The sequence below is a fragment of the Pseudoduganella sp. R-34 genome, from assembly GCF_049904655.1.
GTDB lineage: Bacteria > Pseudomonadota > Gammaproteobacteria > Burkholderiales > Burkholderiaceae_D > Rugamonas.
The window spans coordinates 761,176-785,893 of record NZ_CP184572.1; the positions used below are offsets into that span (position 1 = coordinate 761,176).

The 24,718-nt window shown below is 63.6% G+C and carries 18 protein-coding genes; 9 read left to right on the top strand and 9 right to left on the bottom strand.

Annotated features, from left to right (window positions below):
* Window positions 1-12 precede the first annotated feature (12 nt).
* Genes ACN9MW_RS03580 through ACN9MW_RS03605 form a run of 6 tightly spaced genes read right to left on the bottom strand, consistent with a single transcriptional unit; the run spans window position 13 to window position 7,507 of the window.
* Window positions 13-1,446 (bottom strand): sugar porter family MFS transporter, encoded by a 1,434-nt coding sequence (locus ACN9MW_RS03580; protein WP_426167635.1) that lies wholly within the window; start codon window positions 1,444-1,446, stop codon window positions 13-15.
* Between the two features lie 41 nt (window positions 1,447-1,487).
* Window positions 1,488-3,257: an IlvD/Edd family dehydratase gene (locus ACN9MW_RS03585; protein ID WP_426167637.1), complete on the bottom strand. Its 1,770-nt coding sequence runs from the start codon at window positions 3,255-3,257 to the stop codon at window positions 1,488-1,490.
* Window positions 3,254-4,141: an SMP-30/gluconolactonase/LRE family protein gene (locus tag ACN9MW_RS03590; RefSeq protein WP_426167639.1), complete on the bottom strand. Its 888-nt coding sequence runs from the start codon at window positions 4,139-4,141 to the stop codon at window positions 3,254-3,256. The genes ACN9MW_RS03585 and ACN9MW_RS03590 overlap by 4 nt, the downstream gene beginning before the upstream one ends.
* Window positions 4,126-4,893, bottom strand: a complete 768-nt coding sequence (locus ACN9MW_RS03595) for an SDR family NAD(P)-dependent oxidoreductase (protein WP_426172110.1) — start codon at window positions 4,891-4,893, stop codon at window positions 4,126-4,128. The genes ACN9MW_RS03590 and ACN9MW_RS03595 overlap by 16 nt, the downstream gene beginning before the upstream one ends.
* Window positions 4,894-4,918: 25 nt before the next feature.
* Window positions 4,919-6,100: a fumarylacetoacetate hydrolase family protein gene (locus ACN9MW_RS03600; protein WP_426167641.1), complete on the bottom strand. Its 1,182-nt coding sequence runs from the start codon at window positions 6,098-6,100 to the stop codon at window positions 4,919-4,921.
* 18 nt (window positions 6,101-6,118) lie between these two features.
* Window positions 6,119-7,507: an enolase C-terminal domain-like protein gene (locus tag ACN9MW_RS03605; RefSeq protein ID WP_426167643.1), complete on the bottom strand. Its 1,389-nt coding sequence runs from the start codon at window positions 7,505-7,507 to the stop codon at window positions 6,119-6,121.
* A 51-nt stretch (window positions 7,508-7,558) separates the two neighbouring features.
* Here ACN9MW_RS03605 and ACN9MW_RS03610 point away from each other — a divergent pair, with 51 nt between their 5' ends.
* Window positions 7,559-8,818, top strand: coding sequence for an SGNH/GDSL hydrolase family protein (locus ACN9MW_RS03610; protein WP_426167645.1), 1,260 nt, complete (start codon window positions 7,559-7,561; stop codon window positions 8,816-8,818).
* Complete coding sequence (locus ACN9MW_RS03615) at window positions 8,815-11,688, top strand: glycosyl hydrolase 115 family protein (RefSeq protein WP_426167647.1); 2,874 nt, start codon at window positions 8,815-8,817, stop codon at window positions 11,686-11,688. The genes ACN9MW_RS03610 and ACN9MW_RS03615 overlap by 4 nt, the downstream gene beginning before the upstream one ends.
* Here ACN9MW_RS03615 and ACN9MW_RS03620 read toward each other — a convergent pair.
* A complete protein-coding gene (locus tag ACN9MW_RS03620) occupies window positions 11,685-12,806 on the bottom strand; it encodes an endo-1,4-beta-xylanase (protein ID WP_426167649.1) in 1,122 nt (373 codons plus the stop codon). The two genes, ACN9MW_RS03615 and ACN9MW_RS03620, sit on opposite strands and share 4 nt — an antisense overlap.
* 84 nt (window positions 12,807-12,890) lie before the next feature.
* Here ACN9MW_RS03620 and ACN9MW_RS03625 point away from each other — a divergent pair, with 84 nt between their 5' ends.
* The 5 genes from ACN9MW_RS03625 to ACN9MW_RS03645 all read left to right on the top strand — a co-directional run bounded on the left by ACN9MW_RS03625 (window position 12,891) and on the right by ACN9MW_RS03645 (window position 20,231).
* Window positions 12,891-14,996: an alpha-glucuronidase family glycosyl hydrolase gene (locus tag ACN9MW_RS03625; RefSeq protein ID WP_426167651.1), complete on the top strand. Its 2,106-nt coding sequence runs from the start codon at window positions 12,891-12,893 to the stop codon at window positions 14,994-14,996.
* 89 nt (window positions 14,997-15,085) lie between these two features.
* On the top strand, window positions 15,086-18,115 hold the full coding sequence (locus ACN9MW_RS03630) for a TonB-dependent receptor (RefSeq protein ID WP_426167653.1): 3,030 nt from the start codon (window positions 15,086-15,088) through the stop codon (window positions 18,113-18,115).
* 53 nt (window positions 18,116-18,168) lie between these two features.
* Entirely contained in the window at window positions 18,169-19,266 is a 1,098-nt protein-coding gene (locus tag ACN9MW_RS03635) for a LacI family DNA-binding transcriptional regulator (protein WP_426167655.1), read from the top strand.
* 49 nt (window positions 19,267-19,315) lie between these two features.
* On the top strand, window positions 19,316-19,951 hold the full coding sequence (locus ACN9MW_RS03640) for an ArsR family transcriptional regulator (RefSeq protein WP_426167657.1): 636 nt from the start codon (window positions 19,316-19,318) through the stop codon (window positions 19,949-19,951).
* A complete protein-coding gene (locus tag ACN9MW_RS03645) occupies window positions 19,926-20,231 on the top strand; it encodes an Mpo1-like protein (RefSeq protein WP_426167659.1) in 306 nt (101 codons plus the stop codon). Before ACN9MW_RS03640 ends, ACN9MW_RS03645 begins: the two co-directional genes overlap by 26 nt.
* On the opposite strand, the gene ACN9MW_RS03650 is transcribed toward ACN9MW_RS03645, so the two are convergent.
* Complete coding sequence (locus ACN9MW_RS03650; protein ID WP_426167661.1) at window positions 20,175-21,596, bottom strand: ATP-binding protein; 1,422 nt, start codon at window positions 21,594-21,596, stop codon at window positions 20,175-20,177. The genes ACN9MW_RS03645 and ACN9MW_RS03650 overlap by 57 nt on opposite strands.
* Window positions 21,597-21,743: 147 nt before the next feature.
* Between ACN9MW_RS03650 and ACN9MW_RS03655 the strand changes: the two genes are divergently transcribed.
* Window positions 21,744-22,187, top strand: a complete 444-nt coding sequence (locus tag ACN9MW_RS03655) for an acyl-CoA thioesterase (protein ID WP_426167663.1) — start codon at window positions 21,744-21,746, stop codon at window positions 22,185-22,187.
* A 121-nt stretch (window positions 22,188-22,308) separates the two neighbouring features.
* On the opposite strand, the gene ACN9MW_RS03660 is transcribed toward ACN9MW_RS03655, so the two are convergent.
* Window positions 22,309-24,126 carry a DUF885 domain-containing protein gene (locus ACN9MW_RS03660; protein WP_426167665.1) on the bottom strand — a complete coding sequence of 606 codons (1,818 nt, stop codon included), beginning with the start codon at window positions 24,124-24,126 and terminating at the stop codon, window positions 22,309-22,311.
* 161 nt (window positions 24,127-24,287) lie between these two features.
* Here ACN9MW_RS03660 and ACN9MW_RS03665 point away from each other — a divergent pair, with 161 nt between their 5' ends.
* Window positions 24,288-24,689 (top strand): hypothetical protein, encoded by a 402-nt coding sequence (locus ACN9MW_RS03665; RefSeq protein WP_426167667.1) that lies wholly within the window; start codon window positions 24,288-24,290, stop codon window positions 24,687-24,689.
* The last annotated feature ends 29 nt before the right edge of the window (window positions 24,690-24,718 follow it).

Consider the following 24,718-nt stretch of genomic DNA (forward strand, 5'->3'; position numbering starts at 1 on the left):
TCTTGAACCTGCTTAGCCTTCCATCTGCTCCAGCTCTTTGCCGCGCGTTTCATGCACATAGCGCAGGACGAAGAACAGGGAGATCACGGCGGCGACGGTGTAGATACCGTATGCGCCAGCCAGGCCGATGCCGCCGAGCAGGATAGGGAAGGTCACCGTGATGATGAAATTCGATGTCCATTGCGCAGCGCCTGCGACTGCCAGGCCGGAGCCGCGAATCTGGTTGGGGAACATCTCGCCCAGCATGACCCACATGACCGGGCCCCACGACAGGTTGAAGAAGATCACGTAGACATTGGCGGCGATCAGCGCAAGCACGCCCATCGAGCCGGACAGCGTCAGCTTGCCGCTTGCGTCGAGCGACGCGCTGGCGAATGCGAGCGTGACCAGGCCGAGCGTCACCGCCATGCCGATGGAGCCGATCCACAGCAAGGGCTTGCGGCCAATGAGATCGATCAGGAACACGGTGACGATGCAGGCGCCAATGCTCAGTGCACCCGAAAGGACATTAATCAGCAGCGCATCGCTCTCGGAGAAGCCAACGGCCTGCCACAGCACCGCGCCGTAGTAGAACACGACGTTGATTCCGACCAGCTGCTGGAATGTCGCCAGGCCGATGCCGACCCAGACGATAGGACGCAGCTTGCCGGTTGCCTTGTTGATCAGGTCGGACAGGCGTGGGCGATGGTGGTCTTCGGACAGCGAGACGTCGATCGCCGCGAACTTCTCCTTGGCTGCGGAGGCGCCATACAGGCGCTCCAGCACGGCCATGGCTTCGGATGTGCGCTTCTTCACGACCAGGAAGCGCGGGCTTTCAGGAATCGCCAGCAGGAGCAGAAGGAACAGCGCGGATGGAATCGCCATCATCCAGAACATCCAGCGCCACGCTTCCTGGCCGAGCCACAGTACGCCGGTCGAACCGCCGGCTGCTTTCGCCAGCATATAGTTGCTGAGGAAGGCACAGAACAGGCCGCTGATGATGGCGATCTGCTGGACGGTTGCGAGACGGCCGCGATAGCGGGCCGAGGCGACTTCGGCGATGTAGGCCGGCGACATCACGCTGGCCGCGCCGACGGCAAAGCCGCCCAGTACGCGGGCGGCGATGAACACCGCCGATGTCGTCGCGCAGCCTGCGCCCAGCGCCGACAGCAGGAACATCACGGAGGAAATGATCAGCACTGCACGGCGCCCCCAGCGGTCGCCAAGGCGGCCGGCGAAGAAGGCGCCGATCGCGCAGCCAAGCAGCATCGAAGCGACTTCGAAGCCGATGCCGGCGGAGGTCGAGTGGAAAGCCTGCTTCAGGCCATCGACCGTACCGTTGATGACGCCACTATCGAAGCCGAACAGGAAGCCGCCGATGGTGGCTACGCAGCTGATAAGGATGATGAGGCCAGTGTTCTCCTCTTCATGACTGGGTTCGGTATTTTCCAGGGCAATGCTGTTCATGGATGTCTCCTCTTTATTTATCGGGCCCGGTTCGTGCCGGGTCAGTGATTGTGGCGCGGCGTGTCGTTCGCGACGCCCCGGTAAGCCAGTGCCAGCTCCATGCACGCGCCGTTGGCCATCTGGCCCACGGTGGCACGATAGATTTCCTGCCATGGCGTCTGGCTAGGCGGTACAGGCGGCACGCCGTCTTGCTTGCGGCGTTCAATTTCTTCGTCGTCCACCAGCATATTGCAGCTGCCGGTGTTCAGGTCGATGCGCACCGTGTCGCCGGTGCGGATCCAGGCCAGGCCGCCGCCCACCGCGCTTTCGGGCGAGGCGTTCAGGATCGACGGGCTGTCGGAGGTGCCGGACTGGCGGCCGTCGCCAAGGGTCGGCAGGTTGTTGATGCCTTTCCTGATCAGCGCATCCGGCGGTTGCATGTTCACCACTTCCGCCGAACCGGGCCAGCCCACCGGCCCGGCGCCGCGGATCACCAGGATGGTGTTCTCGTCGATGCCCAATGAAGGATCGTTGATGCGGGCGTGGTAGTCGCCGGAGCCGTCGAATACCACGGCGCGGCATTCAAAGATGTTTTCCTGGCCGGGACGGCGCAGGTAGCGGTTGCGGAAGTCTTCCGAGATCACGCTGCTTTTCATGATCGCGAAATCGAACAGGTTGCCGCGCAAGACCATGAAGCCGGCTTGCTCTTTCAGCGGTTTGTCAAACGGCGTGATCATTTCGCGGTCGGCGCTCTCGCGGCCTTCCAGGTTCTGCGCCATGCTGCGGCCGGTGACGGTCGGGCGGTCGGCGCGCAGCTTGCCCGCCTTGTGCAGCTCCCACATGATGGCTGGCACGCCGCCAGCGCGGTGGAAGCGCTCGCCGAGGAATTTGCCGGAAGGCTGCATGTTCAGCAGCAGTGGGATGTCGTGGCCGTAGGTCATCCAGTCGTCTTCGTGCAGCTCGACGCCGGCGTGGCGTGCCATGGCCATGATGTGCTGCTGGGCGTTGGTGGAGCCGCCGATGGCGGCATTGACCACGATAGCGTCCAGGAAGGCTTCGCGCGACAGGATCGACGACGGCCGGATGTCCTGCTGCGCCAGTTCGACGATGCGGCGCCCGGTTTCATAGGCCATCTGGCCGCGCTCGCGGTAGGGCGCCGGGATGGCGGAACAGCCGGTGAGCGACATGCCCAGTGCTTCGGCCATGGCGTTCATGGTGGAGGCGGTGCCCATGGTGTTGCAGTGGCCCGCTGACGGTGCCGAAGCGGCGGCGATCTCGAGGAACTTTTCGTTGTCGATCTGGCCTGCTGCCAGTTGGCGGCGGCCTTTCCAGATCGCGGCGCCCGAGCCAACCAGTTCACCATCGAGCCAGCCATCGAGCATCGGCCCGCCGGACAGCACGATGGCGGGAATGTCGACGGTGGATGCGGCCATCAGCTGCGCCGGGGTGGTCTTGTCGCAGCCGGTGGTCAGCACCACGGCGTCGATCGGGTAGCCGTGCAGGATCTCGACCAGGCCCATATAGGCCAGGTTGCGGTCGATGGCGGCGGTGGGACGGCGGCAGTTCTCGAAGATAGGGTGCAGCGGGAATTCCATCGGTATGCCGCCCGCGTCGCGGATGCCGTCGCGCACGCGCTTGGCCAGGTCGAGGTGGATCCGGTTGCATGGGCTGATGTCGCTGCCCGATTGCGCGATGCCGATGATCGGGCGGCCGCTGCGCAGCTCTTCCGGCGTGATCCCGTAGTTCATGAAGCGCTCGAGATACAGCGCGGTCATGTCGATGTGGTCCGGATTGTCGAACCAGTCCTGCGAACGATAGCGGCGGGTGCTCATGCTGCTTTCCTGTCGAATTGATGTTGCGGCAGGCCGGGCACGTCCACGCGGAAGGTGAACACGCCGCCAGCCAGCGGGTGTGCGGCCAGGGCTTCTTCGCTCATGCCCTTGCGCGCGGTGGTGACGAAGACCGTGCGCAGGTCGGCGCCGCCGAAAGCGACCTTGGTGATGTTAGGGCAGGGCATCGGGATAGTTTGCGCCAGCTTGCCGTCCGGCGCATAGCGTTCGATGCGGCTGCCGCCGAACAGGGAGATCCAGAGGTGGCCCTCGGCGTCGACCGCGCTGCCGTCCGGGTGGCCGGGCACGCCATGCGCGTAGCGTACGAATTCGCGCTTGTTCGACAGCGTACCGTCAGCTGCGCTGTCGTAGGCATATACCACGCGCGCCAGGGTGTCGGTGTGGTAGAAGGTCTTGCCGTCCGGGCTGTGGCAGGGGCCATTGGTGATGATGATGTTGCCATCCATGGCTTGCAGGCCGCGTGCATCGAGGCGGTACAAGGAACCAGTGGGAGCGGATTCGCCGTTGTCCATGGTGCCGAACCACAGGCGCCCGTTGGCATCGATATAGCCGTCGTTGCAGCGGTTGCCCGGCTGCCCGGTTTCGATTTCCAATACTGTCTCGAACTTGCCGGCGGCGGTGAAGCGCGCAAGCTTTCCCGGCAGGCCGCAAATGAAATCGCCATCGGCCATCGGCAGCGCAAAGCCGATCTCGGCAGGAGCCTGCCAGCTCAGGCGTTCACCGCCATTCTCATTGCAGCGGTGCAGGCGGCGGCCCTTGATGTCGACGAAATAGAAGGCGCGTTCCGCGGCATGCCAGACCGGCCCTTCGGCCAGTGTGGCGCCGACTTCCCAGATGCATTGCGGCGAGCTCACGATCCGTACCATCCAGCGTCGACGAAGTAATCGCGGCCGGAGCAGCGCGCCGCATTGCCGGAAGCGAGGAACAGGGTCAGCGCAGCCACGTCATCCGGTTCCACGCGCTCGTGCAGGCACTGGGCGGCCAGGATCGCGGCTTCGTCTTCCGGCGAATGCCACAGCGCCATCTGGCGCGGCGTCTTGATCGAGCCGGGAATGATGCAATTGACGCGGATGCCGTCGGCGCCGAGGTCGCGGGCTAGGCCGCGGGTCAGGCCTTCGATTGCCGCCTTGGCGGTCATGTACAGCGACAGCTTGCCCAGCGCCAGGTGCCAGGAGATCGAGCCGAAGTTCAGGATCACGCCGCCGCCCGCAGCCTTCATGCCCGGCGCCACAGCCTGCGCGCAGAAGAACTGGTGGCGCAGGTTGACGGCCAGGCTGTCGTCCCAGTATTTGGCGGTGACGTCTTCCACCTGGTGGCGGTTGTCGTTGGCGGCGTTGTTGACCAGGACTTCAACCGGGCCGAGTTCGCGCTCGATCTGCTGGAACACGGCGCCGACCTCGTCGAGGTTGGTCAGGTCGCAATGGATGAAGCGCGGCGGATGTTGCGCACCTGCCAAGCTTTGCTCCAGCGCCTTCGAGGCCTCGTCCTGGATATCGAGGAAGACAACGTGCGCGCCCTGTTTGGCGAAGGCGTCGACGATGGCCGCGCCAATGCCGGTGCCGCCGCCCGTGATCACGACGCGCTTGCCGGCGAGGTCAGGGTAGGTGGCGTATACCACGGGTTTTCTTGCTGCTGTCATGTATTTATTCTCCTGCCGCGATGCCGCGGCGTGCCAGGTTGCGGTAGAGGGCGCGGACACCAAACGTCCACGGCGGCAGCTGGTCGCTGCGTTGCACGTGGTTGACCAGCGCGCCAAGCGCCGCGCTGCTGATGGTGACCCGGTCGCCCAGGTGATGGGTAAAGCCGGCGCCTTTCTGGCCACGGTCCTTGATCGGCGAGAACATCGTGCCGAGGAAGAGCATGAAGCCGTCCGGGTATTGGTGGTGGGCGCCCGCGGTTTGCGCGACCAGGTCGAGCGGGTCGCGGCTGATTTCGCACATGCGGCTAAGGCCGTCGAGCACGAAGTCGTCGTCGCTGCCTTCGATCGCCAGGCGGACTTCGGCGTTGCGCACGTCGCCCATGGTGAAACTGCTGTCGAACAGGCGGATGAAGGGGCCGATCGAGCAGGAAGCGTTATTGTCCTTGGCCTTGCCCAGCAGGAGTGCGCTGCGGCCTTCAATGTCGCGCAGGTTGACGTCGTTGCCCAGGGCCGCGCCGACAGCTTCGAAGCGGCTGTTCACTGCCAGCACGATCTCCGGCTCCGGATTGTTCCACTGCGAGGCAGGGTGCAGGCCGACATCGGCGCCGAAGCCGACTGCCGACATGGGCTGGGATTTCGAGAAGACTTCGGCGAAGGGGCCGATGCCCACTTCCATGTATTGCGACCATGCGCCGCGCGCATGGAATTCGCGCTTGAGCTGCTCTGCCTCCGGCGAGCCGGGTTTGATGCTGGACAAATCGCCGCCGATGGTGGACAGCAGTTCCGCGCGCAGCGCATTGGCGCGAGCGGGATTGCCGCCGGCCTGCTCTTCGATCACGCGTTCCAGCAGGCTGACGGCAAAGGTCACGCCGCAAGCCTTGATGGCCTGCACGTCGCACGGCGCCAGCAGGCGCACGCCTTTGACGTCACCAGCCAGTGCAGCGCCGATCAGTTCCTCGGCGCTGCCCAACTGTTCGCCGTCCACATCGCGTGCGAACTGCAGCACGTCCGGACGGTCCAGCAGGTCCGCTACCGTGGCCACATGCGCGGTGATATCGAATACCACGCCATTTCGTACCACGACGACGCAGGGGCCATCCACCGGCGCCGGGCGCCACACGCGCCCCACCAGCAGGGTATCTTCCAGGTCGTGCGGCAGGCACGCCGATGCATTAATCGTTTGCATAAAGTCTCCTTTGAATTCTTAACGGCCCAGGCTTGGCAGCTTGGGCGAGTACTGCCAGCCTGGCACCAGGTATTGCATGGCCATCGCGTCGTCGCGCGCGCCGGTGCCGACCTTCTTGAACAGTTCGTGCGCAGCTTCGATGCGCTCCATATCCGGCGCGATGCCCAGGCCCGGCGCCTCTGGTACCGCTACCTCGCCAGCTACAATTTGCGGCGGATTAACGGTCAGGCGTTCCTGCCCTTCCTGCCAGATCCAGTGGGTGTCGATGGCGGTGATACGGCCTGGCGCCGCAGCCGCCGCATGCGTGAACATGGCCAGCGAAATATCGAAGTGGTTGTTGGAGTGTGAGCCCCAGGTCAGGCCCCATTCGGCGCAGAGCTGGGCCAGCCGCACCGAACCTTGCATGGTCCAGAAATGCGGATCGGCCAGAGGAATGTCGACAGCCCCCAGCAGGTGCGAGTGCGCCATCTGGCGCCAGTCGGTGGCGACCATATTGGTGGCGGTTGGAATGCCGGTGGCGCGGCGGAATTCGGCCATGACCTCGCGGCCGGAATAGCCGTCCTCGGGGCCGCATGGATCTTCGGCATACGCCAGCAGGTGACCCTGGCCGCGGCACAGGGCGATCGCTTCGCCGAGCGACCAGGCGCCGTTAGGGTCGAGGGTTACACGGGAATCGGGGAAGCGCGCCTTGATGGCGGCGATGGCTTCCATCTCCTCGGCGCCGCGCATGACGCCGCCCTTCAGCTTGAAGTCGCGGAAGCCATAGCGATCTGCCGCTGCCGCGGCCTGGTCGGCGATGGCGGCCGGCGTCAGTGCTTCGCGGTGGCGGGCAGCGTACCAGCCGGTGCTGCCGCTGCCGGACAGGTAAGGCAGGTCGGTGCGCTGGCGGTCGCCAATGTAGAACAGGTAGGCCAGCATCGGCACGCTGTCGCGCTGCTGGCCGGCGCCGAGCAGTTCGCACACCGGCACGCCCAGGTGCTGGCCCAGCAGGTCGAGCAAGGCCGCTTCGATGGCGGTGACCACATTCTCCAGGCGCAGGTTGATTTCGTGCGGCTGCTTGAGCACTGCGGCTTCGGCGGCGGAGGTGACCTGGTGCTGCATGCCGCTGCCTTTGCCGGAGATCGCGGCGCGCACGGCGTTCAGGGTGCGGTTGAAGCGGCCGGTTTCGGTGCCGACCACCAGCGGAATGGCTTTTTCCAGCGCTTTGGTAATGCCGGCGCCGCCAGGTACTTCGCCAACGCCGGTGCGGCCCGCGCTATCCTTGAGAATGACGACGGTGCGAATGAAATAAGGAGCGTGCGCGCCGCACAGGTTGAGCAGCATGCTGTCGTGGCCGGCGACCGGAATCACCCGCATTTCGACGATGGCAGGCGTGCTGCCGCTGCCCTGAATTGTTGCGTGTACCATTTGATTACCCTAAAATGAATAGCGCTACCATTTCTCAAGTGTGAGGTATTTATGCGGGCAAGTCAACAGAAGTTGTGTGCATGGATTGCGGGGCTGGCCCTGCTGGCTGGCGCTGCCGGCGCCGGGGCGGCAACGCCGCAATGGCGCTGGGTTGCGTCGTGGGGTACGGCGCAGATGGTGCCTGAAGGACCCAATGAATTACCCGCCGCGCAATGGCGCGATGGCAGCCTGCGCCAGGTGGTGCGTGCCTCGCTCGGAGGGAAAGTGTTGCGGGTGCGCGTCAGTAATGCCTTCGGTACCGCTCCGCTGGCGCTGGAAGCGGCCAGCATTGCCCGTGCGGTGACGGCCGGCTCCCCCGATGTTGACGCTGCGACAATCCGCCCCCTGACCTTCGGCGGCCAAGCTGCGGTCGTGATCCCCGCCGGCGCCGAGTATTACAGCGATCCAGTTGAACTGCCGCACGCAGCCGGGACCGACCTGGCAGTGTCCTATTACTTCAAGGGCGAACCTGCGCGCCAGACCGGCCATCCCGGTTCGCGCACTACCAGCTTTACGCTGGCGGGTCGCCATGAGGCGGAAGCGAAATGGCCGGAGGCGGGCAAGGTGGTGCGCTGGTACGCACTGGCAGATATCGAGGTGCAGGCGCCGCGCGGCACTGCTGCGGTGGTGGCGATCGGCGATTCGATCACGGACGGCTATGGCACCACGACGGATGGCAATGACCGCTGGACCGACTTCCTGGTGGCGCGGCTGGCGCGGGAAAAGATGACCATCGGCGTGGTCAATGCCGGCATCGGCGGTGGACGCCTGCTGCGCGATGGCCTGGGCCCCAACCTGGCATCGCGCTTCGAGCGCGACGTCTTGGGACGCAGCGGCGTCACGCACGCGTTGGTGCAGATTGGCGTGAATGACCTTGGCGGCCAGCACCGCGCCGGTGAAGATACGCCTGCCGCGCGCGCAGCCCTGCTGGAAGCTTTGAAGGTGGCGCATCGCCAACTGGTGGAGCGCGCCCATGCCCAGGGAATCTGCGTGATTGGCGCGACCGTCACCCCCTATACCGGCAGCGATTACTACCGCCCTGCGCCACACAATGAAGAAGACCGCCAGGCCTTGAACAAATGGATACGCACGTCGGGTGTGTTCGATTCGGTGGCCGACTTCGATGCAGCGTTGCGCGATCCCGCGCAGCCGGAGCGCCTGCTGAACGCGCTCGATGTCGGCGACGGACTGCATCCTTCGATTGCCGGATATCGCGCAATGGCGGAAGCGTTGCCGCTGAACGCCCTGCTCTCTTGCGGAGCTGCGAAATGAGGCGGTTGTGCGAACTGTTGCTCGCCGTCGCCTTGCTTGGCGCCGGCGTTGCCGGACCGGCCCATGCGCTCGGACAGAAACCTTTCGTTGCGACTGAGCGTGCGGCTGCGGCGCCGGGCTCTGTCGTGCTCGTGGAAGCTGGCCGCGCGTCCACGCTATACGTCGATGCCGGCGACCATGCCGGCGTGCTGCATGCGGCAGCCTCGCTGCAGGAAGACATCGGGCAGGTCAGCGGCGTCTGGCCAGCGCTTGAGAAGTCCACGCCGCGCGGCAAGGACGTGATCATCATCGGCACGCTGGGCAAGAGCCGCCTGGTGGACGGCCTCGTGAAAGCCGGCAAGCTCGATGCAAAGGCTATAGTGGGTAAATGGGAGGGCTGGCTGGTGCAGTCGGTGGCGGAGCCGATGCCTGGCGTCGAGCGCGCCCTGGTGATTGCCGGCAGCGACAAGCGCGGCACGATTTTCGGCATCTACGAGCTGTCGGAACAGATCGGCGTATCGCCTTGGTACTGGTGGGCCGACGTGCCGGTGAAGCGAGCGAACGCACTCTACGCATCGCTGCCGGCACCTGTCAGCGATGCGCCGGCAGTGCAATACCGCGGCATCTTCCTGAACGACGAAGCGCCGGCGCTGACCGGCTGGGCCAAGCAGCGCTACGGCGGCTACAACCACCAGTTCTACGAAAAGGTATTTGAGCTGATCCTTCGCTTGCGTGGCAACTACCTGTGGCCTGCAATGTGGGACGCGGCGTTTTATGACGACGATCCGCTGAACGGCAAGCTGGCCGATGAATATGGCGTTGTGATCGGCACTTCGCACCACGAACCGATGGCGCGCGCCCACAAGGAGTGGACGCGCTACGGCAAGGGGCCGTGGGATTATTCGCGCAACGAGGCAGTGCTGAAGGACTTCTGGTGGAAAGGCGCTGTGCGTGCGAAAGACTACGAGAAGATCGTCACCCTTGGCATGCGCGGCGACGGTGATGAGCCGATGTCGGAAGAATCCAACGTCGCGCTGCTGCAGCGCATTGTCGGCGACCAGCGCAAGATGCTGTCGAAGCTTCCTGCCGCGCCGCAGGTATGGGCGCTGTACAAGGAGGTCCAGGACTATTACGAGAAGGGCATGCGCGTGCCGGATGACGTAATCCTGCTGTGGTGCGACGACAACTGGGCCAATATCCGCCGCTTGCCGACAGCGGAAGAGCGCAAGCGCCCAGGCGGTGCCGGCGTGTACTACCACTTCGATTACGTCGGCGGCCCGCGCTCGTACAAGTGGCTGAACGTGACGCCGATCCCGAAGATCTGGGAGCAGATGCACCTGGCGTGGGAATACGACGCCCGCAAGCTGTGGATCGTGAATGTCGGCGACCTCAAGCCGATGGAGGTGCCGATCGAGTTCTTCCTGAGCTATGCGTGGAAGCCGGATGCATGGCCGGCATCGCGCCTGCAGGAGTACTTGCAGCAGTGGGCGGCGCGCGAATTCGGCCCGGAGCATGCCGTGGAGATCGCGGACATCGTCGCGAAGTACACCAAGTACAACGGTCGACGCAAGCCAGAGCAACTGGAACCGGAGACCTACAGCCTGGTGAACTACAACGAGTCGGAGCGCGTGGTGGGGGAATATCGCGCGCTGGCCGAGAAGGCAGAGCGCATCAATGGCCAGCTGCCGGAGGCGAAGCGCGATGCTTTCTTCGAACTGGTGCTGTATCCGGTGAAAGCCGGCGCCGTGGTCAATGAGCTGTACGCAACGGCTGGGATGAACCGCTTGTATGCCCGCCAGGGCAGGGCCGCTGCCAATGTACTGGCCGAGCGTGCACGCGAGCTGTTCCGCCAGGATGCTGCGCTGTCGGAGCAATACCATGCGCTGCGCGGTGGGAAATGGAACCACATGATGTCGCAGACCAGGCTTGGCTACACCTACTGGAACCAGCCGCCGCTGAACGTAATGCCGGCCGTGAACGAAGTGCAGTTGCCGGCTGCCGGCGCGCTCGGTGTAGCCGTTGAAGGGCACGCGGCCGTGTGGCCTGGCCCGGGAGCAGAAGCGCTCGCCTTGCCGGCGCTGGACGCATACGAAAAGCGGGCGCGCCATGTTGAAGTCTTCAATCGGGGATCGCTGCCGCTGTCTTTCACCATTATTGCTGACCAGCCCTGGCTCGTCCTGTCGCGCACCGAAGGCAGTGTGGAAGTGCAGGAGCGGATCAGCGTCGACGTCCGATGGGCCGACGTGCCGCGTGATGCGCGCGAAGCGACGCTGACCATCAGCGGCGACGACGGCTCGCGGGCCATGGTCCGTGTTCCGATCCGGCAGCGCGAGGTAGCGGTCGAAACGGCCGTAGCCGGGCAGGGCGGCCGGTTCGTGGAGACTGGCGGTGTGGTATCGATCGAGGCGGCCCACTTTACGCGGCAGGTGACACCGGCGGGACGCTCCTGGCTTCTGGTTCCGGATCATGGCCGCACCTTGTCGGCCATGACCGCATTGCCGGTCCACGCGACAGGCGGCCTGGCTGGGCCGCAAGCGATGCGCCTTGAGTATGACGTCGCGCTTGCCAAGCCGGGCAGGTTCACCCTGCATACCACGCTGGCGCCGACCCAGAAGTTCCAGCCCGGTGGAGGTTTGAAGTTCGCGGTGTCGATCGACAACGAAGCGCCGCAAATCGTCAACATGCACGCCGATGCATCGCTGGCTGTGTGGGAGCGCTCGGTGAGCGATGGTGCGGTGACCTTCCGCACCACCCATGCCGTGCGCAGCGCGGGAGCCCACACCATCAAATTCTGGGCGATCTCGCCTGGCGTAGTGCTGCAGAAACTGGTGCTGGATGCCGGCGGGCTGAAGCCAAGCTATCTCGGCCCGCAGGAAAGTCCCCGGCTCTAAGCGGCGGAGCGCTGCGGCATCGCTCGCAGCGCCCCTGCAATCGCCTCGCGCAATGGCTTGGCGCGAAGCTGCGCGTCGTAAGGACACGGCCGCATTGGCAAGTTGTCGGTGCGCGGCGCCTCGTGCCAGGTTTGCAGCCAGCTGATATCGTCCGACATCCCCCACAGCAGGAAATCGCGGCACTGTGGATAGCTGAACGTCGCGTCAAGGAAGTCGCGCGCCAGTGCCGCCACGCCCGCGTCGCGCGCTGCGATATCGCCCGGCAGCTTGCGGTCGTTGACGTCGAACTCCGTGACCAGCAGATCCAGTCCCATGCCCGTTACTTCGTCGAGGAAGCGCCGCCATTCAACCAGGTCGTGCGAGGCATTGCGGGAATCGTCCCAGGAGCCGATGTGGCCCTGGATGCCGAGCGCTTGCACCGGCGTGCCGCGCTTCTTCAGCGCCTGCAGCATTTTCAGCACGCCGGCGCGATGCTTTGTGCTGCCTTCATCCCAGCGCATGTAGTCGTTGTACACAAGCTGCGCCGACGGCAGCTGCTCGCGTGCGAGGCGGAAGCACAAATCCACCTGCTCGATGGCGCCAAGCCGTTCCGTGAACACATTGCTGCGCATGCTGCCGGTATCGGGATCGACCGCCTCGTTCACGACGTCCCAGCTATAGATGCTGTCGCCGAAGTGGCGGGTAACGGCGCCAATATGGGCTTGCAGCAGGCGTTCGGCTTCACGCGCCGGCGCAGCGCCGAAATCGTGCTGGTTGACCCAGTCAGGCAGCCATTTGGACGGTTGCCACACCAGCGTGTGGCCACGCACGTTCATGCCTTTGGCGCGAGCCCATTCGAACATTGCATCGGCGCGGGTGAAGTCGAATTGGCCGGGCCTGGGCTGCACGGCCTGCCATTTCGTTTCGTTCTCGGCAACGATAGTGTTGCATTCACGCGCCATCAGTTCGAGATAGGCGGGCTTGCGATGGGCGTAGCCGAGGGCGTTCCCAAAACGCATGCCTTTCGCTGCGGCGATTGATTTCAAAGGGGTTTCTGCCCCGATGGCGAGTGCGGGAAGGGAGGCCGCTGCCGCCCCCGCGGCAAGCCATTGCATCACCTGGCGTCGATTTTTATTCATGAAAAGTCTCCTGTTGGCTTGAATTTTGAGATAAGCTACTACGAAATGGTTGCGCAAACATAATAAAAAACTGGGAGACGAAGGATGGCTATTTGGCAGCGTGTCGTGCTGGCGCTGGCCCTGCTGCTGCCGCTTGCGGCAGCGCAGGCGGAGCAGGAAGACGGATATGAGCTTTGGCTGCGCTATCGGACGCTTGCCGGCGTAGCGTTGCCCAAGCAGATTGCGTTGGCAACGCCTGGATCGCCGACGGTGCAGGCGGCCGTGCAGGAATTGCAGCGTGGCTTGCGCGCCATGGCTGGCAAGGAGCCATCACTTGCCGTGCTTTCGGCGGGCGCCCAGCCGGCCAGCGGCGCTATCGTGCTGGCAACCCGCACGCAACTTGCAGCAAGCGGTGGCCAGGCTGCCGTGGCCGGCGCGCTGGAAGGACTGGGCGACGAAGGATATCTGCTGCGCTCGATGTGCGAGCCGAATGGGCGCAGGTACACGCTGATCGCAGCCAACAAGGATATCGGCCTGCTGTACGGTGCCTTCGCCTGGCTGCAGGCCGCGCAACTAGGCAAACGACTCGATGCGCTGGATGAACGCAACGCGCCGAAGCTGGCGCGGCGCGTCTTGAACCACTGGGACAACCTGGATCGCACCGTGGAGCGCGGATACTCAGGTGAATCGATCTGGAACTGGTGGGAGCTGCCGGATATCCGCGACCAGCGTTACATCGACTATGCGCGCGCCAATGCTTCTCTGGGCATCAATGGCACGGTGCTGAACAACGTCAACTCCAAGCCGGAGATCCTGACTGCACCCTGGATCGCGAAAGCTGCCGCCCTTGCTGACGTTCTGCGTCCCTACGGCCTTCGCGTCTATCTCTCGGTGCGCTGGTCGACGCCCCTGGAGCTGAAGCAAACCCGCACCGCCGACCCGCTCGATCCGCAAGTCGCGCAGTGGTGGCGTGACAAAGCCGACGAGATCTACCGCGTCATTCCCGACTTCGGCGGCTTCCTCGTCAAGGCCAACTCGGAAGGCCAGCCCGGCCCGCAGGATTACCACCGCACGCACGCTGAAGGCGCCAATATGCTGGCCGCCGCACTGGCCCCGCACAAGGGCATCGTCATGTGGCGCGCCTTTGTTTACGCCTCGGAACAGCCTGACGACCGCGCCAAACAGGCCTACAGCGATTTCGCACCGCTGGACGGCAAGTTCGCGCCGAACGTGGTGGTGCAAGTGAAGAATGGCCCGCTGGATTTCCAGCCGCGCGAACCGGTGCATCCCCTGTTCGGCGCGATGCCGAAAACGCCGCTGATGATGGAGTTCCAGGTCACCAAGGAGTACCTCGGTTTCGCCACCCACCTGGCCTACCTCGGCACGCTGTACGAAGAAACACTGCGCGATGCGGCGCCTGCGGTCGCCGGCATGGCAGGCGTCGCCAATATCGGCAGCAGCCGCACCTGGAGCGGTTCGCACTTCGACCAGGCCAACTGGTACGCCTTTGGCCGCCTTGCCTGGAACCCGCAGGCCAGGGCGCGCGATATTGCGCTGGAATGGGCCGGCCGTACTTTCTCTGCGAAGGCCGCGCCGGACATCGCCGGCCTGATGATGATGTCGCGTGAAGCCGTGGTGGACTACATGACGCCCCTCGGCCTGACACACCTGATGGGTACCGGACACCACTACGGCCCCGCGCCGTGGGTGTCGGACCTGGCGCGCCCCGAATGGAACCCGGCCTATTACCACCGTGCCGACAGCAAGGGCATCGGCTTCGACCGCACGGCGACCGGCAGCAACGCCCTGGCCCAGTATGCGCCGGCGCTGGCGCAGCGCTGGTCGGACCCGCGCAACACGCCGCCTGAATACCTGTTGTGGTTCCACCACCTGCCGTGGGATTACGCGATGCCGTCCGGCCGCACGCTGTGGGCCGAGTTGTTGGCGCATTACGACAGCGGCGTCGCCGCTGTGGCGGAAATGCAGCAGCGCTGGCAGCGCCTCAAGCCGTTGATCGACGCCCGTCGCCACCAGGAAGTGGCACAGCGGCTGGCCGTGCAACGCCAGGAGGCGCAATGGTGGCGCGACGCCAGCATCGCCTACTTCCAGTCCGTATCGAAGCTGCCGCTGCCCGCTGGCGTGCAGGCGCCGCCGCATAGCCTGGAGTACTACAAATCGCTGCACTTCCCGTTCGCGCCGGGACATGGCTGATACAGAACGATACTTTTTTTGTTTGTGTTGGTAGCGGTAACAATTTATGTTACCAAATGGTAGTAATAACTATAATTTGGAGAAGACAGATGCAAGTAATATGCAGAGAGACCCTGCTGGGACTCACCGTCATGGCCGGCATGATTGCCCAGGCCTATGCACAGGAAACGGTAACGCCAGAGAGCAATGTGGTGAAGGTGACCGGCTATCGCGGCAGCCTGGAAACTTCGGCGCGAGACAAGCGTGAGGCGATCGGCTTCCAGGATTCCGTGTTCGCGGAAGACCTGGGCAAATTCCCGGATACGAACATCGCCGAATCCCTGAACCGCATTCCAGGCATCCAGGTCAGCCGCGAGATCAGCGGCGAAGGCCTGAACATCCAGATCCGCGGCCTCGGCACCAGCTTCACCAAGGTCTTGCTGAACGGCGCCCCGGTGGCGGTGGCATCGACCGGCCGCACCGACAACCAGAACACCAACCGCGAGGTTGACCTGGACATGCTGCCGACGGACCTGTTCCGCAAGCTGACCGTCAACAAGAGCCCGACCGCCGGCCTGCTGGAAGGCGGCGCCGCCGGCGTGGTCGACATGCGAAGCGCCCGCCCGTTCGACAACAAGGGCCGCTACATTGCAGCCAACGTGACCGCTACCGAAAATTCGGTCGCCAAGAAAGTCGGCAACCGCGGTTCCGTCCTGGCCAGCAACACCTGGGGCAATACCTTCGGTATCCTGGGCGGCATCGCCTGGGGTACCAACAAGGTCCGCACCGAGGGTTTTGAAACCATCGGCTGGACCAATGCCAACCTGAGCGCCGCGCAAAGCAGCTCGCCTACACGCAACAACACCGGCGGCGGCAACTGGACCATCCCATCGACCGTGCCGGCCGGCGCGGGCAACGGACTCACCACCGGCGCCACCATCGACCAGGCCTTCCTGCTGGCGAATAATCCGGGCCTGAACATCACCCAGATCGACAACGCCATCATCCCGCGCCTGGGACGCCAGATGGTCGAAAGCGGCAAGAAGGACAAGGTCTCCATCGTCGGCAGCCTGGAATACCGCCCGACCGAAAACCTGCAGTTCTACCTCGACACCCTGGGCGGGAAGAAGAAGAACACCCTGCAGCGTATCGACATGAACTGGGTCGGCCGCAACGGCGCCATGATCCCGCTGAACATGAAGGTCGACCGCGACGATTGCACCAATGGCTGCGTGGTCACCAGCGGCACCTTCGCCAATGCCCAGCACTTCCTCGAATTCCGTCCTTATACCGAAGACGTGACCTTGTGGGGCGCCAACCCGGGCATGGAATGGAAGATCAACGACAAGTGGAAGATGGATGCGCAAGCCAACATCACCCGCTCCACCTTCCTGCGCGATTCGCCGACCGTGATGCCGATCACCGCGCTGGGCACCGGTAATACCGTCGCCTTCGACAATACTTCGGGCGACGTCCCCACCATCAGCTCGAACATTGACCTGAACAACCCGGCCAACTTCCAGTGGAGCGGCGGCCGCGTGAACCTGCAGCAGGAAAAGCGCAACACCGAAACCAAGGGCGCGCGCGCCAATGTGACCTGGGGCGAAAAGTCCTTCAACGTCAAGGCCGGCTTCGCACTGGACGACATTTCGCGCCGCATTACCGCCAAGGACAATTCCGGCGCGTGGCAGGCAGCTGTTTGCGGCAACAATCCGAGCGTGTTCCTGCTTGGCCCGAACGGCGCACCGTCGTGCAACGGCGCCAGCACCCCGGGCGCCAGCGCGGCTGCGCTGTATCCAGGTTTCGGCACCGGCTACACTGCCGGCCGCACTGACACCCTGGTGTACAACGGCTCCCTGATTCCGGCGACCGCGCTGCAAAGCTACCTGCAGCCTGGCCCCGGCTTCGTCACGCTGGACTGGAACAAGTTCCGCCAGGACTCGCACTACGACCAGTTCGTGGCGACCGCGCCGGAAACCGGTTCCTCCAACACCAGCGCCTCCGCCGGCTACATCAAGGAAAAGACCAAGGGCTTCTACACCGAGGTCAATGGCGAAGCGGACCTGGCAGGCATGCAGCTGCGCTACAACGCCGGCGTGCGCCGCGTGAAGACCGACCAGACCGTGGGCGCCTTCAATTCGATTCCCGATCCGCGCAACGCAACGCTCACGCTGAACGGCAGCAAGTACCCCAACATCGACAGCTTCTACTACCTCGACACCAGCTACAGCAACACGCTGCCATCGGCCAGCGCCGCCCTCAGCCTGCGCAAGGACCTGCTGCTGCGCGCCTCCGCATCGCGCTCGATGACCCGTGCCGATCCGAACGCGTTGCGTCCGGGCATCAACTTCTCCAATCCGTCGGCCGATATCGGCAGCGTCGGCAACGCCTCGCTCAGCCCCTACCTGTCGGATAACATCGACGTCGGCCTGGAGTGGTACACCGGCCGCGAAGGCTATGTCAGCCTGACCCTGTTCCAGAAGAAGATCAACGGCTTCACCGTCAGCGAAAACGTCACTACCCCGTTCCGCGACCTGGCAGCCTACGGCGTGACCTGGGACGCGCTGACCCCGGTGCAGCAGGCAGCCATCAATGCGCGCGGCGGTCCCGACGCGGCCACCGTGGTCCTGACCCGCCAGAAGAACGCTTCAGGCGAGCTGAAGATCCAGGGCGTGGAACTGGGCTGGGTGCAACCGCTGGACAAGCTGCTGCCGGTGCGCGGCTTCGGCTTCTCCGAGACCATGACCTACACCAGGCAGAAAGCCAGCGGCGAAGGCACCAACGGCTTCGTGGCGCTGGGCGTGCCGCGCCTGACCAACAGCTTCACCGCCTACTACGAGCAGTCCGGCTACAGCATCCGCTTCTCGCACAACTGGACGGAAGGCAGCCAGGTATCGGGCGCCAACCAGAACGGCATCACCAATGCCGCGCTGTTCGTGAACGACTACAAGCAGCTGGACATGTCCTCCAGCGTGGACCTGGCCAAGGTCTTCGACCGCGACAACTGGCCAACGCTGACCTTCGACATCACCAACCTCAGTGATTCGGCGCAGCGTACCTACTTCCAGTACGAGAGCGCAGCCTTTACCAGGTACAAGCCAGGGCGGACTTTCAGCCTGGGGCTGCGTGCAAAGTTCTGATCGCCTGTGGTAGAGTCCCTTTGTTGTCCAACCACAAAGGGTCTTTTAAGCAGATGTCGAGCAAGAAGGTAAAGCCGAAGCCAGGAGCCACGGCGCCGCGCAGCGGGGCGCCGACCATGTCCGACGTGGCCAAGCTGGCCGGCGTCTCGCCGATGACGGTGTCGCGCGTGATGAACGGCGACCCGAACGTACGCAGCACCACGCGCAAGAAGGTGGACGAAGCAGTAGCGGCACTGAATTACGTACCCAACCAGGCGGCGCGCCGCCTGGCCGGGGTACGGCCTGTACGCATCGGCTTCCTCTATTCGAACCCCTCGGCTGGCTACCTGACCGAATTCCTGGTCGGCTTGCTGAACCAGGCGTCGCTGAATAACGTGCAACTGGTGGTGGAGAAGTGCGAAGGGGAGCAGTGGAAAGACAAGACCCAGCGCCTGCTGGATAACGGCGTCGACGGCATCATCCTGCCGCCGCCGCTGTGCGATGTGCCAGGCTTGATCGACCTGGTGGCAAAGGCCCATGTGCCGGCAGTAACGGTTGCCTGCGGCCAGCCCGACAAGCGCGTCAGCGCCGTCAGCATCGACGACTACCAGGCCGCCTACACCATGACCAACCACCTGATTGCGCTGGGCCACCAGCGCATCGGCTTCGTCATCGGCCATCCGAACCAGACCGCCAGCGCACGCCGCCTGGCAGGCTTCAAGGCTGCCATGTCCGACAAGGGACTGGCGATGCCGAAAGAATTGACGGTGCAAGGGATGTTCACCTACCGTTCCGGCCTCGACGCGGCCGAGCAGCTGCTGGCACTTGAGCATCGCCCGACGGCAGTTTTCGCCAGCAACGACGACATGGCCGCCGCCACGGTGGCGATTGCCCACCGCATGGGACTGGACGTGCCGGGCGACCTGACGGTAGCCGGCTTCGACGACACCGCGCTCGCCACCACCATCTGGCCCGAGCTGACCACCGTGCGCCAGCCGATTGCCGACATGGCGGAAACCGCCGTCAAATTCCTGGTGCACCAGATCCGCGCCCAGCGCGAAGGCGACCCGCAGCAGCCGGAACACCTGGTCATGGATTCGACCCTGGTGCGCCGCCAGTCCGATGCCGCGCCGCGCATGCGCCCGCCGGCCAGGAGCGTCGCCAAAGCCTGATGAAAAATGGGGTACGTCCCCATTATTTGGTCATGCTAATATTTGGCTCATGATCGCTTCGGCCCTGTTTACCCCGGCCCAGCAAAAGCTGCTGGGCTTATTGTTCGTGCGCGTGAATGAGGGATTCCACCTCAATGAAATCATGCGCCTGACAGGGCTGGGCAGCGCTTCCGCACAGCGCGAGCTCAAGCGCCTGCACGAATCGGGGCTGATCGTTTCCGAACGCATTGGCAATGTGCGCCGGTTTCGCCCCAACAAGGAAAATCTGGTCTATCCGGAGCTGGCCAGCCTGGTCAAGAAGACTTTCGGCCTGGTCAGCGTGCTGAACTCGGCGCTGGCGCCAATGCGCAAGCAGCTCAGCGTGGCTTTCGTCTACGGCACCACCGTCAAGCAAGCGGAAGATTCCAGCGCGCCGGTCGAGCTGCTGCTGATCGGCGAAAACACCACGTATGGCGAGCTGCTGAGCCGCTTGCCGGTGGCCGAGCGCCTGCTGCGCCGCAAGATCAATCCCAACCTGTATTCCGTCGACGACTTCCAGCGCCGCTTGCGCGAGCAGCAGCCATTCATTCTCAAGATGCTGGGAGAGCGCAAGGTGTTTGTGCTGGGCGACGATACCGACCTCGATCACATCATCAAGGAAGTCCACCCGGAGGATGAGCATGGAGACGCGTTACCGGACATTTAAGGAGTTCTACCCCTTCTACCTGAAGGAGCACTCCAACAGCACCTGCCGCCGCCTGCATTTCGCCGGCTCCACCATTGTCCTGCTGCTGGTGGCGATGGCCATCGTCAGCGGCGAGCTGGCGCTGCTATGGCTGCTGCCCGTGGTGGGCTACGGTTTCGCCTGGGTCGGCCACTTCTTCTTTGAACACAACCGGCCGGCCACGTTCAGGTATCCGTTGTTCAGCCTAATGGGCGACTGGGTAATGTTCCGCGATATGCTTACGGGCCGGGTTGCATGGTGAGGGCGCCGTGCGCGGCAGGCTGATGGCCACGCGGGTATAGCGCCCCGCCTCCGATTCGCAGCCAATCTCGCCGCCGAAGGCCGACACCACGCGCTTGCAGAAGGCCAGGCCCATGCCGGTGCCGCCGCCATTGCGGTGTGTGGTATAGAACGGCTCAAAGACGTGCGGCAGCACGTCGGGCGCAATGCCATGGCCGTTGTCGCTTACCACCAGCCAGTTATGGTTGCCGCGGGAATAGCACTCGACATCCACTGCACCGCTGCCACCGGCCTTCACCGCCTGCAGCGCGTTCTTCAGCAAGTTATACAGCACGAACATCAGCAGTACGTCCGAACCGTGAAAGCTGTACTCGTTGCGGATGGTGACGCGCACCTGCGCGCGTTCGCTTCCGGAGAAAGGATAGCAAGCCATCGCTTCATCCACGCAGACGCTGATGGAATGCACGGCGAAGCTCTCGCTGCGCATGATGCCATCGCGCGCAGAGGCCAGCAACATGTCCACGATGAAGTTCGAGCGCGACACTTCGGCGTCGATGCTGCGCGCAATCTCGCCCAGGTGTTCCAGCTGGCGCGTGCCGAGTGCGCCCTGGTGTTCCGGCCGGTAGCCAGCGATCAGCTCGGGCAGGTTGCGCGCCAGGATGCGGGTCTGGCTGCGAATGCTGGCCAGCGGGGTGCGCATTTCATGGGCGATGGTGGCGGCAGCGGCCATCGGGTCGGCCAGCAGGTTATGGCGCACCATGGCTTGGGCGATCAGGCCCAGGGAGGCCATGATGAACAGCACGCCCGGCGGATACATTTCGACCCCGTAGTTGCATAGGTAATCGCTGGCCGCGCCGAAGTAGATGAGAATGCTGACCAGCACATAGCGCAGGCGCGTGCGCTCGGTTGATACCGCGCGCTGCTGGCGGTGGTACAGCAGCCACAAGGCGCGCCCGATCACAATCACGGTCTGCGCCAGGTGCAGCGGGTGCAGCCAGCCGGCCTTGGGATAGGCGCCGTAGAAATAATGCTGCAGCCCGGACAGCATCCAGTCCGTGGTTGGCAGCAGCAGTCCCAGGCCACCGGCAAACAGGTAGCTGAGGTAGAGGCCGGGACGCTCGTCCTTGCTGCCGGTCAGTTCGATGATGAAGTGGTACAACGTGGTCGGCAGGAACAGGATGGGCAGGTAGCCCAGGCGCGCCAACACCATGGCGGTGGTGTCGTTATGCGTCAGGAACAGCAGCGCCCAGCTCGCCTGCCAGAAGAAGGTGGTGGCGCATACGGAAAAAAAGGTCATGCCGACCCGGTTTGGGCCGCGCGAGCGCAATACGTACAGCCCATAGCAGATAAATAGGGCTGAGACCAATGCCGGAATTAGCGCATACATTGAGTTTCCTCAGCTTAAAAAGGGATTGTTAACAGCTTATTGTCAAGAAATTAGACAAGTATTGAGGAATATCAATAGTTCGGCGCGCCAATCGGAAAAAGTAAGGGCTGGCATTAAGCCGTTTTACTTTTATGGAGAAATAGTCCTATGTACGTCCACGTCCCAGCCCCCGACGCTCCTGCCGCAGCCGAAATGACCTTCCACCACAAGCTTTCGATTTTCCTCAAGGATTCCAATGCCTACGGCAATACCTACTTTGCGCGGTATTTCGAATGGCAAGGCATTTGCCGGGAGAAGTGGTTTTATGAATGTATTTCCCGCGACATGCTGCAGGCGGAGGGGGTATTTATTACCAAGCATGCCCAGAATGATTACCTGCAAGAGACCTTCCCATTCCAGGAAGTGTCGTGCGAGGTAAATACCTACGACGTCAGGAAATGCTCGTTCTGGCTTGAATTCCGCTTTTATGCCGATGGAAGCCCGGTATCGGTGGGCCGGCAGCAGATCGTGTTTGCCAACCACGCGAAACAGATTTCGCCGCTGCCCGAGCTGGTGCTCAAGCGCATCAAGCGCTACGCCCTCAAGAAATAACTGCCCAGCCCGTGTCCCACCATGGGGTCACACCCGAAACGGGACACGGGCACGGCCATTGCGCGCTTGAGGTCGTGTCTCACTTCGGGTGTGACCCCACGGTGGGACACGGGCCCATCTGTTAGCGCGATGCGGCGATCCAGGCGTCGACTTTGGACTCCAGCAGGGCCAGCGGCACGGTGCCGTCGCCCAGCACGATGGCGTGGAACTTGGCCAGCGTGAATTTGCTGCCCAGGGCCTTCTCGGCCTTGGCGCGCAGCTCCTGGATCTTCAGGGCGCCGGTCTTGTACGCCAGTGCCTGCGCCGGCCATACCATGTAGCGTTCGGTCTGGTTGCGCGCGACACTTTCGTCGCCCAGGGTTTCGGTCATGTATCGGATCGACTGCTCGCGGGTCCAGCCTTTGGCATGCATGCCGGTGTCGACCACCAGGCGCACTGCGCGCAGCATTTCGTCGTTCAGGTGGCCGAAGTATTGGGCAGGATCTTCGTACAGGCCCATTTCCTTGCCCAGGGTTTCCGCGTACAGCGCCCAGCCTTCGGTGAAGGCGGTATTGCCGCCGAATTTGCGGAACTTCGGCATGTCCAGTTCCTGCATCAGGGCGATGTGGAAGTGGTGGCCAGGTTTGCCTTCGTGCAGGAACAAGGTGTTCATGCCGGTGCTGCCGTATTTGGTCGGGTCGGTGACCACGGACCAGAACACGCCTGGACGCGAGCCATCCAGCGCTGGCGCGGTGTAGTGGTCGGATGCGGTATCGCGGCTCAGTTCAGGCTCCAGGCGCAGGTCCAGCTTGGCCTTGGGGATCAGGGTGAACATGGCGGGCAGCTTGGTGTCCAGCAGGTCGTTCAGCTTGTGGTACACGGCTTGCACTTCGTCTTCCGTTTTGAACGGGAAGAACTTCGGCTGCTGCGACACCCAGGTCGGCAGGCCGGCGGCCGGGCCGTTGTAGCCGAGTTTCGGGCCCAGCTTGGCGTATTCGGCCTGGATGCGCGCTACTTCGCGCAGGCCGGTCTGGTGGATTTCTTCGGCGCTCTTGCTGGTGGTGGTGGCATCGGCGATGCGTACCTTGTACCAGGCGTCGCCGTTCGGCAGGGCATTCCAGCCGGTGCTGGTGCGGCAGGCCGGGATATATTCTTGCTCCACGAAGGCGGACAGCTTGGCCAAGGCTGGATTCAGCTTGTCGGCCACGGTGGCGCGGAAAGCGGCGGCCAGGCGCTGCTTGTCGGCGTCGCTGAAGCTGGCCGGGAATTTGGTGACCGGCGTGAAGTAGATGTTCTTTTCAGGCGTTTCGCTGACCAGTTTTTGGAACTGCGGCAGCGCGGCAATCATGATGGCTTTCGGCTGGGTGATGCCCTTGGCCATGCCTTCCTTCATGTTGGCGATGGCCTGGTCGATCCAGGCTGGAAGCTGGTTCAGGCGGCTCAGGTAAGCTTCGTATTCCTTGACCGTGGTCAGTGGCTGCGATGCGTCGCCGCTCGAGAAGTTGGCCAGCGTGACCGGCATGCTGTCCATATGGCTGATCGGCAGCAGGTGTTCAGGGAAAGGCTCGTACGCCAGGTAAGTCTTCAGCTCGAAGGCCATCACGTCGTAGCTGATGCGGTCGCCGCGATTGAGCTGCGCGCGCGGGATGGCCTGCAGGCGCTTGGTGAAAGTGCGGTACAGGTCGAACTGCTTGCTGCGCGAGGCGGGCCAGATGGCGGTGCCCAGCTGGTCGTCGAAGCGGTTGTCGCCATTCTGCGTCGCGCCTACCGGATCGAACTTGGCGATGGCATCGTAATACTCGTCGGCCAATGCCCAGAACTGCTTCTTTGCCGCCTCATTGCTCTTGGCCGGAGCTTTTTCCAGCGCCGCAGGTTTGGCCGCGGCAGCATTGGCGTGGACCGGGGCATACGCCAGCAAAACGGCGGCCGCCAACGCGCCGAGGGTAATACGATGTTTCATTTTTCTTGATCCGGGTAAATGAAGGAGCGATAAGCATAGCCGAGCAAGCCCGCTGCTACAATGTTGCAAGATCGCTAAACTGGAACGAGGGAGCCGCATGTCGTATCCGCACATCGTTCCCCTCCAGAGCGCACCTGATGATCAACCGCGGCACGGGCCCTATGAAAAAAATCCTGGCAATGATGATTCCAGTGGCGGCGATGGCTGGATGCGCAACGGCGCCAACCGCGCAGCGTGGCTGCGTAGCGGAAAAGTTCGACAGCTTCCTGCCGCGCTACATGAGCGATCGCCAGTTCGCCGCCGAGCGCACGGTGTTCCCGCTTGAATCGCTGGCGACGGCGGAAGAAAAGAAAACGCTGGTAGCGCGTGAGCAGTTTGCGGCATCGGCCCTGCTGGCAGACATGATCAGGACCGATCACCTGTCGACCAGGCAGCTCGCAACGCCGGGCGGCATGGAGTTGAACGTGTTCCGGCCCGACTCGGATTCGCTGGTTTATTTCTACCGCTTCCGCCAGCAGGATGGCTGCTGGTACCTGTGGCAATTCGAGGACTCGTCGCTGTGAAAACAGGCGGCATCCGCCGGCAGCCAGGC

Bases quoted from the DNA above. Each gene is read 5' to 3' on its own strand.
- ACN9MW_RS03625 (WP_426167651.1), top strand. From the start codon at position 12,891: ATGGCTATTTGGCAGCGTGTCGTGCTGGCGCTGGCCCTGCTGCTGCCG.
- ACN9MW_RS03590 (WP_426167639.1), bottom strand. From the start codon at position 4,141: ATGGTACGGATCGTGAGCTCGCCGCAATGCATCTGGGAAGTCGGCGCC.
- ACN9MW_RS03660 (WP_426167665.1), bottom strand. From the start codon at position 24,126: ATGAAACATCGTATTACCCTCGGCGCGTTGGCGGCCGCCGTTTTGCTG.
- ACN9MW_RS03650 (WP_426167661.1), bottom strand. From the start codon at position 21,596: ATGTATGCGCTAATTCCGGCATTGGTCTCAGCCCTATTTATCTGCTAT.
- ACN9MW_RS03605 (WP_426167643.1), bottom strand. From the start codon at position 7,507: ATGGTACACGCAACAATTCAGGGCAGCGGCAGCACGCCTGCCATCGTC.
- ACN9MW_RS03645 (WP_426167659.1), top strand. From the start codon at position 19,926: ATGGAGACGCGTTACCGGACATTTAAGGAGTTCTACCCCTTCTACCTG.
- ACN9MW_RS03610 (WP_426167645.1), top strand. From the start codon at position 7,559: ATGCGGGCAAGTCAACAGAAGTTGTGTGCATGGATTGCGGGGCTGGCC.
- ACN9MW_RS03615 (WP_426167647.1), top strand. From the start codon at position 8,815: ATGAGGCGGTTGTGCGAACTGTTGCTCGCCGTCGCCTTGCTTGGCGCC.
- ACN9MW_RS03665 (WP_426167667.1), top strand. From the start codon at position 24,288: ATGAAAAAAATCCTGGCAATGATGATTCCAGTGGCGGCGATGGCTGGA.
- ACN9MW_RS03630 (WP_426167653.1), top strand. From the start codon at position 15,086: ATGCAAGTAATATGCAGAGAGACCCTGCTGGGACTCACCGTCATGGCC.
- ACN9MW_RS03585 (WP_426167637.1), bottom strand. From the start codon at position 3,257: ATGAGCACCCGCCGCTATCGTTCGCAGGACTGGTTCGACAATCCGGAC.
- ACN9MW_RS03620 (WP_426167649.1), bottom strand. From the start codon at position 12,806: ATGAATAAAAATCGACGCCAGGTGATGCAATGGCTTGCCGCGGGGGCG.
- ACN9MW_RS03580 (WP_426167635.1), bottom strand. From the start codon at position 1,446: ATGAACAGCATTGCCCTGGAAAATACCGAACCCAGTCATGAAGAGGAG.
- ACN9MW_RS03655 (WP_426167663.1), top strand. From the start codon at position 21,744: ATGTACGTCCACGTCCCAGCCCCCGACGCTCCTGCCGCAGCCGAAATG.
- ACN9MW_RS03640 (WP_426167657.1), top strand. From the start codon at position 19,316: ATGATCGCTTCGGCCCTGTTTACCCCGGCCCAGCAAAAGCTGCTGGGC.
- ACN9MW_RS03635 (WP_426167655.1), top strand. From the start codon at position 18,169: ATGTCGAGCAAGAAGGTAAAGCCGAAGCCAGGAGCCACGGCGCCGCGC.
- ACN9MW_RS03600 (WP_426167641.1), bottom strand. From the start codon at position 6,100: ATGCAAACGATTAATGCATCGGCGTGCCTGCCGCACGACCTGGAAGAT.